Genomic DNA, 14,339 nt, shown 5'->3' with positions numbered 1-14,339 from the left:
CCTCACCGCCGCCCACGGACCAGCTGGACCGTGTTGACGATCAGGGCGATGGCGCTGCCCGCCAGGCCGAGGCCCAGCAGGATCCGGGTGACCAGCTCCCAGTCGAGCGACGTGTCCCCGAAGTCGAACGGGAACACCCGCCACAGCCGGATCAGCACCGCCATCCCGAGCCCCGTGGTGACGATCCCGCCGAGCGCCACCAGCCGCGGCGGATCCCGGACCAGTTGCACCAGGTTCACCACGACGGCCGCCCCGACCGAGAGGTTGAACAGCGGCAGCACGTCGGCGGCCTCGGCCGTCAGGAACGGCACCGCCTCCCAGCCCGGCCAGCCGTTGGCGAGCACCAGAAGCACCACGTCGATCAGGGCGGCGACGCCGTAACCCACCCGGCGAGCGCCTGCCGGTTGCCGCGTGTCAGCCCGTACCGGGGGTGTGCCGGCGATCAGGTGGTCGGTGTCCATGACTCCACCTCCATCCTTGACCGTGGCTGCGGGAGACCGGCGCCGGTAGGGCGGCAAGTCCCCGGGCACGGGCCGTTCGGCCGCCGTGACAGCCGGTGTCCGGGCCGCCGGTGGGCCGCGCTCGCGCGGGTGACTCGGGCGGGCCGGTGACGACGACGCCGGTGCGGCGGCCGGGCCCGCTCGGTATCGTTGCCGCCTGGCAGCCCCGCCGACCAGGAGATCGACGATGACCATCCGCTTGACACCGCGCCGCGCCCTGCTCACCGGGGCCGCAGTCGCCCTGCTCGCCCTCGCCGGCTGCGGCGGCGCCGACCACGGTTCCACCGGCGCCGGACACGGCACCGCGACCGCGACCGCGAGCCCGTCGGCCGGGGCGGTGTTCAACGACGCCGACGTGGCGTTCGCCCAGCACATGATCGTGCACCACCGGCAGGCGGTGGAGATGGCCGGGCTGGCCCCGGAGCGGGCGGCGAGCGCCGCGGTGAAGAAGCTGGCCGCCGACATCGAGGCGGCCCAGGCCCCGGAGATCAGCACGATGACCGGCTGGCTGGGCACCTGGGGCGCGACCGTGCCCGAGGCCGGCCACGACTCCGGTCACGAGACGATGCCGGGCATGATGTCCGACGCGGACATGACCGCGCTGGCCGCCGCGAAGGGCGCCGCGTTCGACGAACGGTTCCTCACCATGATGATCGCCCACCACGAGGGCGCGATCACGATGGCCGGGGAGGTGGCGGCGAAGGGCTCCGACCCGGCGGCGAAGGCGCTGGCCGCCACGATCGTCACCGACCAGCAGGCGGAGATCGCCGAGATGCGGGCCCTGCTGGCGAAGTAGGAGCCGCCGGTGGCCGGGGGAGTCCCGGCCACCGGTGGTCATCGGCGTCTCAGGGGATCAGCACAAGCCGCGCCGGCACCCGGCCGGCACCTTTCCGCCAGGTGCCGTCAGGTGCTCCATCGACGTTCGTAGGTGATTCGGGACCAAGGACTCTGAACCTTCGCGTGCCATCGCTGGACGGTTGAGGGTGCGAGGGTGTATACGCCCGCGCGCGGAGGTGATCCCTGTGGACACAGGGTGGTCGACAACAGGTATATCCACTTCGGCCCGGGCGGCACTGCGCACCGCGGTGATCGCCGTCACAGTCCCGGCCCTCGCCGTCATCGGCGGGATCGCGGCGCGACCCGCCGCCGCGGCCGACACCACGCCTTACCGGGCGCAGGTCTTCACGCAGGGGTACGACACGAGCAAGGTCGCGACCCTGACCTTCGATCTGGACTGGCGCACCGGCTCCGCCGCTCAGAACGCGGTGAGCAAGGCGAACCTGGAGACGGTCCTGAGCGTGTTCGCCGCCAACGGCATCACCGGCGGCTTCGGTGTGACCGGCCGCTTCGCCGAGCAGAACCCGGCCGAGGCGCGGAACATCGCCGCCCAAGGGCACAAGATCTTCAACCACAGTTACAGCCACCCGGACTTCATGACGCTGACCCGGTCGCAGCGGTGGTCCCAACTCGACAAGGCCGAGGCGGCGTTCCGCGCGGCCGGCATCGGCTCGGCCGGCTGGTTCCGGGCCCCGTACCGGTCCGGGTACATGAACGCGGCCCTCAACCGCGACCTCGCGCTGCGCGGCTACTACATCAGCGCGGACTGGACCTTCGACACCACCGGCTACAAGGCCGCCGACTGGGCCACGGTGAGCGGCCGTATCGACCGCTATCTCAAGCCCGGCGCGATCATCGTGATGCACGTGACCACGCCCTCCACCGACCCCGGCAACCTGCAGAAGATCATCGACAAGATCAAAGGCATGGGGTACGGCTTCGTGAGCCCCTTCCAGGCGGTCACCCGTGGACCGATCCGGGCGGCCTACCTGGCCGGCGGCGGACCGTCGTGGCTGGGTCCCGCGACCACCGGGCCGATGCGGGCCACCACGACCGGCACCGAGGTCCAGTGGTTCCAGAAGGGCCGGCTCTACTACTCGGCGGCGACCGGCGCCCACGAGGTGCACGGCTCCATCCTCACCAAGTACCGGGCGATGGGCACGGTCGGCTCGTTCCTGCGTTACCCGACCGCGGACGAGCGGGGCGGCGCGGGCAGCGGCCGGTACAGCACCTTCCAGGGTGGATCGATCTACTGGTCGTCGGCGACCGGCGCCCACGAGGTGCACGGCTCCATCCGTACCAAGTGGCTGGCACTGGGCGGCGAGGCCGGCTACCTCGGCTACCCGCGCTCCGACGAGAAGGCGGTCAGCGTGGGCCGGGCCTCGCAGTTCCAGGGCGGCAACGTCTACTGGAACAGCCGCGACCGCGCCCACGAGGTCCACGGCGCCATCCTGACCCGCTACCTCGCGCTCGGCGGCACGGGCAGCCGGCTGGGCCCGCCCACCAGCGACGGGTACAAGGTCAGCGCCGGCCTGCGCAGTGACTTCCGGCACGGCTCGCTGATCTGGAACAGCGCGACCAACACCGTCACCGTCGTCTACCGGTGACGGGGAATCGAGGAGAGATGCCTACCTGGGCGATCGTCGTGGCCGTCGGCTGCGGCGTGATCGGACTGCTTCTGCTGAGCGTCCGGCTGGTGCAGCAGTACCAGCGGGGAGTGGTGTTCCGGTTCGGCCGGGTGCTGGACGACGTCCGTGAGCCGGGCCTGCGGTTCATCATCCCGCTGGCCGACCGGATGGTGAAGGTGACCATGCAGACCGTCGTGATGCCGGTCCCGCCGCAGGGCGCCATCACCCACGACAACGTCACCCTGACCGTCGACGCGGTCGTCTACTTCCGGGTGGTCGACCCGATCCGGGCGCTGGTCAACGTGCGCAACTACACCAACGCGGTGTTGCAGGTGGCGCAGACGTCGCTGCGGTCGGTGATCGGCCGCGCCGACCTGGACATCCTGCTCAGCGACCGGGAGCGGATCAACGCCGAGCTGAAGGCGGCGATCGACGCGCCCACCGAGAAGCCGTGGGGCGTGCTCATCGAGCGGGTCGAGGTGAAGGACGTGGCCCTGCCGGACGGGATGAAGCGGTCCATGTCCCGGCAGGCCGAGGCCGAGCGGGAACGCCGGGCCCGGGTGATCGCGGCCGACGGCGAGTACCAGGCGTCGAAACGGCTCGCCGACGCCGCCCGGGCGATGGCCGCCACCCCCGGCGCCTACCAGTTGCGGTTGTTGCAGACCGTCGTGGACGTCGCGGCCGAGAAGAACAGCACTCTGGTCATGCCGTTCCCGGTCGAGCTGCTCCGCTTCTTCGACCAGCTCAGCGGCCGGGACCGGGAGACCGCCGCGCCACCGGCGGTGCCCGGTGACGTGATCGTCAACGGCAACCAGCCACGGGCGGAGGCGCCCCGCTGACCCACCGGCCGGGGCCGGGGCCGTCCGTCCCGGCTCCGGCCCCCCACCTGAGGAGGGCGGCATGTCCGTCGTACGGCTGGAACATCTCACCAAGACCTTCCCCGGCGGGGCGGCGCCCGCGGTCGACGACGTCAGCCTGACCATCCGGGACGGCGAGTTCCTCGTCCTGGTCGGCCCGTCCGGCTGCGGCAAGTCGACGATCCTGCGGATGATCGCCGGGCTGGAGGACACGACCTCCGGGGACGTCGTCATCGACGACCAGAAGGTGACCGACTGGGCGCCGAAGCAGCGGGACATCGCCATGGTGTTCCAGAACTACGCGCTCTACCCGCACATGACCGTCGAGGACAACATGGGCTTCGCCCTGCGGCTGCGGCGTCAGCCGAAAGCGCGGATCCGCGAGCAGGTGGAGGAGACCGCGCACCTGCTCGGCCTGGACGAATACCTGGAGCGCAAGCCCAAGGCCCTCTCCGGCGGCCAGCGGCAGCGTGTCGCCATGGGGCGGGCCCTGGTCCGGCGGCCGCGGGTGTTCCTGCTCGACGAGCCGCTGTCCAACCTGGACGCCAAGCTGCGGGTGTCGATGCGCGCCGAACTGGCCCGGCTGCACCAGCGTTACCGGGTCACCACCGTGTACGTCACCCACGACCAGGTCGAGGCGATGACCCTGGGCGACCGCATCGCGGTGCTGGACCAGGGACGGCTGCAGCAGGTCGGCACCCCGGAGGAGCTCTACCTGGCCCCGGCGAACCGGTTCGTGGCCGGGTTCATGGGCTCACCGAGCATGAACTTCGCGACCGTGGTCCTGCACGCGGGGGATCCGATCACCATGTCGCTGGACGGCGCCGTGTTCGCCCTGCCGGACGCGCTGCGCCGGTACCCGGACCTCGCCGCCCACCTCGGCGAGGAGATCGTCCTGGGCCTGCGCCCGGCCGCGTTCGCCCTGGCCCAGCCGGACTCCACGGCCGTCGTCGAGGCGGTCCCGCTGGGCGTGGAGGCGCTCGGCGACGAGAAGCACGTGCTGTTCGAGGCGCCTCATGACGGCGGTGCCACGACCCCCGCCGGCCCCGGCGACGTGCCGGTCGCGGTGGACGAGTCGTCGGTCAGCCGGCTGTGGACCGCCAAGGTGCAACAGCACGCCGACCTGGCGATCGGCCGCCCGGTCCGGCTGGCGATCGACCTGTCGGCGGCGTATTTCTTCGACGCCGGCGACGGTCACGCCCTCCCGCGCCTGGATCCAGAGCCCGCCACCGTGGGCCGATCATGAGCGACGGGGTGTGGCGCTCCTGGACGGCGACCGTGACGGCGGCGGAGGTGGCCGGTTTCCTGGCGCCCGCCGCCGTCGGGGCGCTCACCGCCGATGCGGCCTGGACCGTCACGGTGCCGGCCCTGCTGGCCGCCGGCGCGGTGGAGGGGACGCTGCTGGGCTGGGGGCAGGCCGTGGTCCTGCGGCGGGAACTGCCGGGCTTCCCGCGGCGCCGGTGGATCGCCGTCACCGCGGCGGCCGCTGTTCTCGCGTACGCCATCGGGGTCCTGCCGTCGTCGGCGGCCGGGGTGTGGCAGCGCTGGCCGGCCGCCGCGCAGGTGGTGGTGGGCGGGCTTCTCGGGCTGGCGCTGCTGAACTCGATCGGCGTGGCGCAGTGGACGGTGCTGCGGCGCCTCGTGCCCCACTCCGCCCGCTGGATCGGGTACAGCGCGGTCGGCTGGCTGGCCGGGCTGGCCGTGTTCATGCTGTTCACCATGCCGCTGTGGCAGCCCGGTCAGGCCTTGGCCGTCACGATCGCGATCGGGGTGGCGGGCGCCGTGCTGATGGCCGCCACCATGGCCGCGATCACCGGGCGGTGCGTGTGGCGCTGGTTCGGCGGGCCGGTGCCGGCGGTTCCACGAACCCCTCCGGTACGCGTCTGACCAGCTGTTCCGGATCGTGACCGACGCCTGGTGCGGTGTGGCCACGCCTGCTGTGGGGTGTGGCTGCTGTCCGGGTTGCCGGGTCGCGGTCTCCACCGTGACCGCCATGGCGATCAACGAACAGCGATGCCGGGAAGCCACGGCTCGATTCTCCGCGCGGCGTTCAGCTGGTGGCCGCCTCGCGCACGGTGGGTCTCAGGACCGGTCCCGCGCCGCGAGCGCCGCGATCGCGTCGACCCGGCGTACCGCGTCGCGGATCTCGGCGAGGAAGGCGGCCCGTGACGCGCCCCGCCCGGCCGTGCCGTCGACCAGGCCGCGATGCCGGGCCAGGCGCACCGCCGGTTTGAACAGTTCCAGGGAGACCGACTCCTCGCTGGACAGGCGCTTCTGCAGAGCCCATTGGCGCCCGACGCGCAGGCACTCGTCGAGCAGACGCTCCGCGTCGAACGGCTCGTCGTCGGTCCAGGCCGCCAGCCGGTCGGCCACCACCTGGTAGGCCTCCAGGAACGGCCGCAGCACCAGGTGGGCCACCAGCAGCGGATCCCGGCCCAGCCGGTCGCGGGCCTCGGCGGCCGTGAAGTCACGGTTCAGGCCGGCGAGAGCCAGCTCGGCGGCCATCTCCTCGGCGAACTCCCGGCGGGGCGGGAAGAAGAAGTCGAATTTGAGCAGGTCACGCAGCCGCAGCGTCTCCCGCAGCGCGGTGCGGAGTGCGTTGCCGTCACTCTCCGCGGCGGCGACCAGGCTGATCTCGCCGATCGCCCGATCGACGAGCATGTGTACGGCGGTGTTGCGGTAGAACGCCGCGACCAGATGCTGTCCGGGTGCGACCCGCCACACCGCCTCCGTGCCCCCGTGGTAACCGTTGAGCACCCCGGACCGGGACAGGTCGTCGAGGGTGCGGCGGATGGTGGCCCGGTCGGTGAGGCTCGCCGCCCCGGCCACCGGCCGTCCCCGTTCGATGATGTAGGCGGCCAGCGGCGCGATGGTGGCCAGCACCTCGTCCAGGGTGACGGCCCGGTCGGCGGCGAGCAGCGCGAGGCATACCACGGCGGTGGTGGTGACCGGCGTGGCCTGGTTGATGCGGTGCGAGGTCTCCAGGGCGATCCGTTCCACCATGTGCCGCCCGGACGGCTCGTCGCCGCGCAGGGCGGTGAGCCGCTCCGGCAGCGGGATCGGCTCCCCGGTCTCCAGGTAGGCGCGGCCGAACCGTTCCCGCTGGGACCGGCCGAACTCCCACAGCCAGCGCAGGTCCTCGGGCTGTTTGCGGACGCCCCGGGCCTCGGCGGTCATCCGGCCGACCTCGTGCAGTTGCTCGTACACCACCGAGACCGGCACGATCACCGCCCGGGCGGCGGGGTCCGCGTCGAGAGCGTCGATCACGTAGCGCAGCACGCCGTAGGTGGGCGGGCGCAGCTTGCCGGTGCGGGTCCGGCCGCCTTCGATGGACCAGCACAGGTTGCGCCGGTTGTGGATCAGCCGGGCGATGTAGGCGCGTAGCGCCACCCGGTACACCGGCAGGTCACCGGTGGAACGGCGGATGTAGACGAATCCGGCCCGGCGCAGCAGGTGGTTGAACGGGAACCGGTCCAGGTTCGCCCCGGCCAGCACGAACGACGGTGCGATGCCGTGCCGGGCCAGCGCGGCCGGGACGGTCACCCCGTCCAGGTAGGAGCGGTGCGAGAAGGGGAACAGCAGGGACTGCCGCCGGTCCAGCCGTCGCAGCCGGCGGATCTGCTCGGGGTCGAGGACCAGGTCGTGGGCGCGGGCCAGCCAGTGACTGAACCGGGCCCAGTCACGCATGCCGCGCGGGGTGTGGGTGGCCCCCATCTCCCGCAGGTACCCGGTGGCCTCGGCACGGACCTCCGACGGGTCCCGGTCCAGATCGCGGGCCAGGTCGCCGATCTGCCGCGCGAAACCGTCGTCGGAGAGCAGTTCGGCCACCTCGGGCGCGATCGCGGGCGTGCGGGGCTCCAGGTAGCTGGACAATCCGGATCTCATGGCCAACCTCGCAGGGGAGCGCGACATCGGTGCGGCCGTTCACCCTCATCGTTCGGCGGCACGACGGCCCGGTCAACGGGCCGAACGGCCCACCCGGGCGTACGCCGGCCCCGCCGGGGTCCGGCCGTGCCGCGCGGCCGGACCCCGGCGAACACCGGCTGCCGTCGCCGGCGGTCGCGGCAGGCTGACGTGCCCGGCCCGCATCTTCCACAGGCGGTACTTCTCGAAGGCGGGCCGCGACATGCCCGCGGCGTAGCGGGCGGGGTGCCGACCGTCACCCGGTTGGGCCCGCCGACCGGCTTGCCGATATACCCCTGGGGGCATAGCTTCGGTGGCGAGGGTTCGGCCGGGACAGGGGAGTGGCGCGGTGGAGATGAGTGCGGTTCAGCTGAAGGACGCGCTGACCAGGTTGAAGCGGGCGCAGGGCCAGCTGGGTGCGGTGATCGCCATGATCGAGAACGGTGAGGACTGCCGGCGCGTGCTGACCCAGCTCGCCGCGGTCTCCAGTGCGGTGGACCGGGCCGGTTTCAAGATCATCGCGACCGGCATGCGGCATTGCCAGGCGGCGCGCGAGCGCGGCGAGGAGCCGCCGATGACCGAGGACGAGCTGGAGAAACTCTTCATGTCGCTGTCCTGATCGGCGAGGGCGCCGCTACCCGGCGGCGCCCTTCTTTCCGACTTCCGCATACCCCGGCGCCGAGCCGGACCGGGTGGTCGCCGCCTTTGTGGATCGTCTCGTCATCCGACCCTGGGTCTGCGCCAGATCATGACGGGACGGTACTGTCCCGGTGTGGCGTTGAGGTACATCCGCGGGATGTCGTCGTAGTGGCGACGGCCGCCGGGCCCCCGGTCGATCCGGAGCAGCTCAGGGCGCATGCCGCCCAGCTCGACCGGTTACGGGTGCGGCTCGGGCAGATCCGGGTCTCCGGGCGGGAGATCGAGAAGGGCCAGGCCGCTTTCGGGGTGCTCTGCGGTTGGATACTCACCGGTCTGGGTGATCGCTATCAAAAACATGACGAGCTTCTGGCGTACGTCGAGGAGACGTTTCTTCTGACCGTCCGCGGGCTGCGGCGGGTGGCCGCCGGGGAGCAGCCGCTGGCCGAGATGGTCGGGCAGCCGGACGAGAGCACGGCCGACGAGGACGCCCCATCGGCCCCGGAGATCATCGACGGCGTTCTGGAGACGGTGAACAGTCGCGAGTGGGTGGAGCCGCTGCTGGCCGAGGCCGCCCCGGTCGCCGAGTTCGTCGCCCCTGTCACCGGCACGTTCACCCTGTTGCGGGCCGGTGGGCTGGAGTATGCGACGACCCATGTGGAACCACTGCGGCGGCTGCTCGACGATCTCACCGGCGCCCCCGAGGTGGTCGCCGAGCAGGCCGATCACTGGGACGTGATGGCCGGTGACCTGCGCCGGATGGCTTCCGATCTCCAGTGGTGCCTGGCCGGTGCGTTCCCCGGGCCGGAGCGGGCGGACGTGCGGGCCTATCTGGACATCATGGCCCACAACGTGGAGGCGCTGCGCGGGCTGGCGGCGACCTCGGCCGCCATGACATTGATCACCCGATCGGCCGGGGACCTGATCCTGCTGGCCCGCGACATCGTGCGCGGCCTGATCGGCGACCTCTTCGCCCGGGTGATCCTGTGGGCGGCGGGCAGCCCGGAGGTGGTGACCCGGCCGGTCCTGATGGCGCGGCTCGGCAGCCTGGTCACCGCGGCGTGGCGGATCGACGCCTACGTCACCGCGCTGACCACCAGCATCGCGAATCTGTCGCGCAGCATCGACGGTTGATCACGGGACGTCACCGTACGAGCGGGCCGGTTCTGCCGGACCCGGACTCGGCTCTGTTTCGTGAGGGATGGCTGGACCACGCCTCGCTCCTGCCCCTCTCATGAGACAGGCCCTAGTCGGATCCACCCTCCAGCGCTTAGGTTAGGCGAACCTAAGTAAAGGGGGATCCGATGAGTGCGGAAACCTGGTCGGCGGAGTCCTTCCGGGAACTGACCGACGACCTCGATCCGGTGGTGGTCGCGGCCGGCCCGCCACCCGTCCCGGATCTGGACGGGCGCTGGCGGGTGCGGGTCGCCGACCCGGGCGCCGGTGACGCGAAGCTGGTCGCCGACTGGATGGCCCGGCCGCACGTGGACCTGTTCTGGGAGCAGAACTGGCCGGTCGAGCGGTGGGACGCGGTGCTGCGGCGGATGCTGGCCGGCGCGTGCACCCTGCCGCTGATCGCCGCCCGCGACGGTGTGGACCTGGCCTACCTGGAGGTCTACCGGACGCCGCGCGACGTGGTCGGCCGGCACTACCCGGCCGGCGCGTACGACCTGGGCGTCCACATCGCCGTCGGAGAGCTGGAGGCGACCGGCCGCGGTCTCGGCCGGGAGCTGATGGCCGCGCTGGCCGGGGGCCTGTTCGCGGCGGATGCGTGGTGCCAGCGGGTGCTCGTCGACCCGGACGCCCGGCACGTGATCGCCCGGCGGATGTTCGCCGCCGCGGGGTTCGGGCTTCTCGCCGAGGTCGAGCTGGGGCACAAGCGTGCCGCGTTGATGTCGTGCCCGCGACCCGCTTTACTCCCCTGAAATTGTTAGGTTAGCCTAACCTCCGCACGGCAGTGCCGCTCCGCTCGAAAGGGCCTGACCTTGAATCCCTCCGACTCCACGGTGTACGACCTGGTCGGCATCGGTTTCGGACCGTCCAACCTGGCCCTCGCCATCGCCGCCGAGGAGCACAACGCCCGGTGCGTACGTCTCGAGGACCGTATCGAGGCCGTCTTCCTGGAGAAACAGCAGGATTTCGGCTGGCATCGCGGGATGCTGTTCGAGAACGCCACGATGCAGGTGTCCTTCCTCAAGGACCTGGTCACCATGCGCAACCCGGCCAGTGACTTCAGCTTCGTCTCCTACCTGCACGCCCACGACCGTCTCGCCGACTTCATCAACTACAAGACGATGTATCCGCTGCGCGTCGAGTTCCACGACTACCTGAGCTGGGCGGCCGCCCGGATGCGCGACAGCGTGGCGTACGGGCACACGGTCACCGACGTCGTCCCGGTGACCGGCGCCGACGGCAAGGCCCGGGCGGTCGACGTGATCGCCCGGCACGCCGGCGGCACCCGCGTCGTCCGGGCCCGCAACGTGGTCGTCGCCGCCGGGCTGGAAGCGGCCCTGCCACCGGAGGTCACCGTCTCCGAGCGGGTCTGGCACAACCTCGACATCCTGCACCGGGTCGAGACGTTCGAGGTCGCCGAGCCGAAACGGTTCGTGGTCGTCGGCGCCGGGCAGAGCGCCGCCGAGACGGTCGCCTTCCTGCACGAGCGGTACCCGGCCGCCGAGGTCTGCTCGGTCTTCTTCCGGTACGGCTACAGCCCCGCCGACGACAGCAACTTCGCCAACGGCATCTTCGACCCGTCCGCCGTGGACCTCTACTACGGCGCCCCGGACGACGTGAAACGGATGCTGTTCGACTATCACCGCAACACCAACTACTCGGTGGTGGACGGTGACCTGATCACCGAGCTGTACCGCAAGGCGTACGGCGAGAGGGTCCTGGGCCGCACCCGGCTCCAGGTCATGAACGCCTCCCGGGTCACCGGTCTGAAACCGGGCCCCGGCGGGGTCGATCTCGTGGTCGAGCACCTGCCCACCGGGGAGCTCACCGAGCTGAGCGCGGACGCGGTCGTCTACGCCACCGGCTACCGCCCGGTGGACGCCGCGACGCTGCTCGGCGCCACCGGGCCGCTGTGCCGGCGCGACGCCGAGGGGCTGCCGCGCATCGGCCGCGACTACCGGCTCACCACCGATCCGGCCCTGCAGGCCGGCGTCTACCTCCAAGGCGCGACCGAGCACACGCACGGCATCACGTCGTCCCTGCTGTCCGCGGTGGCGGTGCGATCCGGCGAGATCGTCGCGTCGGTCGCCGCCCGGCTCGCCGACCGTCCGCCCGTCCCGGCCCCCGCGCCGTGGACGCTCGTCACCTCCGGAGACCGATGATGACCGCCCCGCTGCCCGCGTCCGCCGCCGAACTGCAGGCGCAGATCGCCGAGGTTCTCGAGGAGCCCGCCGACAGCTTCGGGCCGGACGACGACCTGATCGACGTCGGCCTCGACTCGATCCGGCTGATGACCCTGGTCGAGCGCTGGCGCTCCGGCGGCGTCCGGCTCGACTTCACCGACCTCGCCGAGGAACCCACCGTCAACGGCTGGTGGGCCCTGATGACCGCGCAGCAGCAGGAGGCCGTACGTTGAGCACGAACCCGTTCGAGGACGACGACGCCACCTACCTGGTGCTCGTCAACGACGAGGGCCAGCACTCGCTGTGGCCGTCGTTCGCCGAGGTCCCGGCCGGCTGGACGGTCGCGCTCCCGGAGTCCAGCCGGGCCGACTGCCTGGAGTACGTGGAGAAGAACTGGACGGACATGCGCCCGGCCAGCCTGATCCGGGCCATGGACACGCCGTCCGCCTGACCCACCCCGGACACGACCCGCCCGTCTCATCGCGGCGGGTCGTGCTCGTTGCGAACCCCTCGGAGGAGTCCCGTGCCCGCCACGATCGTCCAGTACGACCTCAAGCCCCGCCTGCTCCAGGTCCGCGCCGCCCAGCGGATCACCCCTCGCCTGGTTCGTGTGACCCTCGGCGGCGACGACCTCGACGGCTTCCGGGGCCCGGCGCCCGCCGACCATGTGAAGGTGTTCCTCCCGGTGGACGGCGCCGACCTGCCCGTCATGCCGACGCTCGGCACCCAGGGACTGATCCCGCCGCCGCCCGGTTCGCCCCGGCCGGTGTTCCGCGACTACACGGTTCGCGCGCACCGGCCCGAGGCTCGCGAGCTGGATCTCGACTTCGTCATCCACGGCGAGGGCCCGGCGTCCACCTGGGCAGCCCAGGCGACCGAGGGCCAGACCGTCGGCGTCCTCGGCCCCCGCGGGTCGGTGCTGATCCCGATGGACCTGGACTGGTATCTGATCGCCGGTGACGAGACGGCACTGCCCGCCGTCGCCCGCTTCCTGGAGCAGATCCCCGCCGGGCGGCGCGTTCTCGCGTACGTCGAAGTGGCTGACGCCCTGGAAGAGCAGAAGCTGACCTGGCAGGCCGATGTGACGCTGACCTGGCTGCATCGCGACGGCGCCGAACCCGGCACCACCACCCTGCTGCTGGACGCGATCACCGCCGCCGAACTGCCGCCCGGCGACGGTTTCGCCTGGATCGCCGGCGAGGCCACCACCCTCAAGCCGATCCGCCGTCACCTGCGCGACGACCGCGCCCTGCCCAGGGACGCGGTCGACGTGGACGGCTACTGGAAGCGCGGCGTCCAGAACCTGGACCACCACGCCCCCGACGAGGACTGATCAGGGCGCGGCTTCGAGCAGGTCGTCGGCGCTCGGGCCGTGCAGGCCGGCGTCGCGCAGCTTGCGGCTCGCGGCGCCGACGGCGACCGCCCCGCCGGCGCACAGGACGCCACCGGCGATCAGGGCCATGGCCGGGCCCGCAACGCGGGCGGCGAGGGCCACCTCGACGCTGCCGACGGCCGGGCCCACGTTGGTCTGCGCCAGCCACAGGCTGCTCACCCGGCCCTGGAGATGGTCGGGGGTGTTGTGCTGGAGCAGGGCGCGGCGCAGGATCTCCGAGATCGTGTCGGCGGCGCCGAGCAGGGCCAGGAAGAACAGTGCCGCCCACAGCCGGTCGGCGGTCAGGCCCAGGCCGGCGACGGCCACGCCGCACGCCGCGGTCGCCCAGATCAGGTGGCGGCCGGTGTGCTTGACGGTGCCGGTCCAGCCGCTGGCCAGCGCGGCGATCATCGCGCCCACGCCGGGCGCCGCGTAGAAGAGGCCGAGGACGGTGCCGCCGTCGCCGTACAGCTTCTCGGTCAGCTCGGGGAAGATCGCGGCCGGCATCGCGAAGACCACCACGACCATGTCGATGAGCAGCAGGCCGGTGATCAACCGGTTCGAGGCCACGAAGCGCAGGCCGCCCGCGATCGAGCGCAGCGGGCTCTCCTCCTCGATGTCGCCGCCCGCGGGGGGCTGCGGCTCGATGAAGGCGATCAGCGCCGTGGTGACGAGGGTGGCGACCGCGGTGAGCCCGTAGTTCCAGGGCAGGCCCGCGAACTCGGTCAGGACACCGGCGGCCGACGGGCCGGCGATCGCGCCCAGCTCGGCGGTGATCGCCATCAGGGCGCCGGCGGCCGGGAGCTGGTCGCGGCCGACCAGGTTGGGGGTGGTGGCCATCAGGGCGGTGGCGCTGAGTCCGTTGAGGACGCTGTTGACCGCCGCGGACGCGTAGATCACCCACAGGTACGGGCTGGGCGCCGCCGCGTTGAGGGCCAGCACCGCGAAGACGATCACCGCGGAGCCGCGGGCCAGCAGGATCAGCCTCCGGCGGTCCATCCGGTCGGCGAGCACACCCCCGGCGAGGGTGCCGATCAGCATCGGGACCATGTTGACCACACTCACCAGTCCCACGTGCCAGGACGAGTGGGTGATCTGCCACACCTGCAGCGGCAGGGCCACGAGGGTCAGGCCGAGGCCGAGGAGCGACACCAGCCGGGCGGCGAACAGGAACCGGAAGTCCCTGCTGGTCCTTAGTGGTGTCACGTCGATGACGAGGTCACCGAGGCGCATCGGCGTCTCCTAGCGGT

General features: G+C 71.9%; 15 protein-coding genes. 12 read left to right on the top strand and 3 right to left on the bottom strand.

Features of this window, described 5'->3' with window-relative positions:
• Nucleotides 1-2: 2 nt before the first annotated feature.
• Nucleotides 3-461, bottom strand: coding sequence for a hypothetical protein (locus AB0I88_RS00940; protein ID WP_361016882.1), 459 nt, complete (start codon nt 459-461; stop codon nt 3-5).
• Nucleotides 462-687: 226 nt separating this feature from the next.
• On the opposite strand from AB0I88_RS00940, the gene AB0I88_RS00935 reads away from it, so the two are divergent.
• The 5 genes from AB0I88_RS00935 to AB0I88_RS00915 all read left to right on the top strand — a co-directional run bounded on the left by AB0I88_RS00935 (nt 688) and on the right by AB0I88_RS00915 (nt 5,709).
• Nucleotides 688-1,296, top strand: a complete 609-nt coding sequence (locus tag AB0I88_RS00935) for a DUF305 domain-containing protein (RefSeq protein ID WP_361016879.1) — start codon at nt 688-690, stop codon at nt 1,294-1,296.
• A 289-nt stretch (nt 1,297-1,585) separates the two neighbouring features.
• Nucleotides 1,586-2,944, top strand: coding sequence for a polysaccharide deacetylase family protein (locus AB0I88_RS00930; protein WP_361016876.1), 1,359 nt, complete (start codon nt 1,586-1,588; stop codon nt 2,942-2,944).
• Nucleotides 2,945-2,961: 17 nt separating this feature from the next.
• Nucleotides 2,962-3,804: an SPFH domain-containing protein gene (locus AB0I88_RS00925; protein ID WP_361016874.1), complete on the top strand. Its 843-nt coding sequence runs from the start codon at nt 2,962-2,964 to the stop codon at nt 3,802-3,804.
• Between the two features lie 61 nt (nt 3,805-3,865).
• Entirely contained in the window at nt 3,866-5,068 is a 1,203-nt protein-coding gene (locus AB0I88_RS00920; RefSeq protein WP_361016871.1) for an ABC transporter ATP-binding protein, read from the top strand.
• Entirely contained in the window at nt 5,065-5,709 is a 645-nt protein-coding gene (locus AB0I88_RS00915; RefSeq protein WP_361016869.1) for a hypothetical protein, read from the top strand. Before AB0I88_RS00920 ends, AB0I88_RS00915 begins: the two co-directional genes overlap by 4 nt.
• A 195-nt stretch (nt 5,710-5,904) precedes the next feature.
• Here AB0I88_RS00915 and AB0I88_RS00910 read toward each other — a convergent pair whose 3' ends face one another.
• Complete coding sequence (locus tag AB0I88_RS00910) at nt 5,905-7,707, bottom strand: lysophospholipid acyltransferase (protein WP_361016866.1); 1,803 nt, start codon at nt 7,705-7,707, stop codon at nt 5,905-5,907.
• A gap of 373 nt (nt 7,708-8,080) precedes the next feature.
• Here AB0I88_RS00910 and AB0I88_RS00905 point away from each other — a divergent pair, with 373 nt between their 5' ends.
• From AB0I88_RS00905 to AB0I88_RS00875, 7 genes are all read left to right on the top strand, one after another.
• Nucleotides 8,081-8,344 carry a metal-sensitive transcriptional regulator gene (locus AB0I88_RS00905; RefSeq protein ID WP_361017123.1) on the top strand — a complete coding sequence of 88 codons (264 nt, stop codon included), beginning with the start codon at nt 8,081-8,083 and terminating at the stop codon, nt 8,342-8,344.
• Between the two features lie 188 nt (nt 8,345-8,532).
• Nucleotides 8,533-9,495 (top strand): hypothetical protein, encoded by a 963-nt coding sequence (locus tag AB0I88_RS00900; RefSeq protein ID WP_361016863.1) that lies wholly within the window; start codon nt 8,533-8,535, stop codon nt 9,493-9,495.
• A gap of 170 nt (nt 9,496-9,665) precedes the next feature.
• Entirely contained in the window at nt 9,666-10,286 is a 621-nt protein-coding gene (locus AB0I88_RS00895) for a GNAT family N-acetyltransferase (protein WP_361016861.1), read from the top strand.
• Between the two features lie 60 nt (nt 10,287-10,346).
• A complete protein-coding gene (locus AB0I88_RS00890; RefSeq protein ID WP_361016859.1) occupies nt 10,347-11,696 on the top strand; it encodes a SidA/IucD/PvdA family monooxygenase in 1,350 nt (449 codons plus the stop codon).
• On the top strand, nt 11,696-11,950 hold the full coding sequence (locus AB0I88_RS00885; RefSeq protein ID WP_361016856.1) for a phosphopantetheine-binding protein: 255 nt from the start codon (nt 11,696-11,698) through the stop codon (nt 11,948-11,950). The genes AB0I88_RS00890 and AB0I88_RS00885 overlap by 1 nt, the downstream gene beginning before the upstream one ends.
• Nucleotides 11,947-12,168: an MbtH family protein gene (locus tag AB0I88_RS00880; protein ID WP_361016854.1), complete on the top strand. Its 222-nt coding sequence runs from the start codon at nt 11,947-11,949 to the stop codon at nt 12,166-12,168. Before AB0I88_RS00885 ends, AB0I88_RS00880 begins: the two co-directional genes overlap by 4 nt.
• Before the next feature lie 72 nt (nt 12,169-12,240).
• On the top strand, nt 12,241-13,050 hold the full coding sequence (locus tag AB0I88_RS00875) for a siderophore-interacting protein (protein ID WP_361016853.1): 810 nt from the start codon (nt 12,241-12,243) through the stop codon (nt 13,048-13,050).
• Here the strand turns inward: AB0I88_RS00875 and entS are convergent, their stop codons facing one another.
• Nucleotides 13,051-14,322: an enterobactin transporter EntS gene (entS, locus tag AB0I88_RS00870; RefSeq protein WP_361016852.1), complete on the bottom strand. Its 1,272-nt coding sequence runs from the start codon at nt 14,320-14,322 to the stop codon at nt 13,051-13,053.
• Nucleotides 14,323-14,339: the final 17 nt, after the last annotated feature.

This window comes from Actinoplanes sp. NPDC049802 (genome assembly GCF_040656595.1).
Taxonomy (GTDB): domain Bacteria; phylum Actinomycetota; class Actinomycetes; order Mycobacteriales; family Micromonosporaceae; genus Actinoplanes.
The sequence above is the reverse complement of the archived record's forward strand: the minus strand, read 5'-3'. Positions and strand labels throughout refer to the sequence as shown.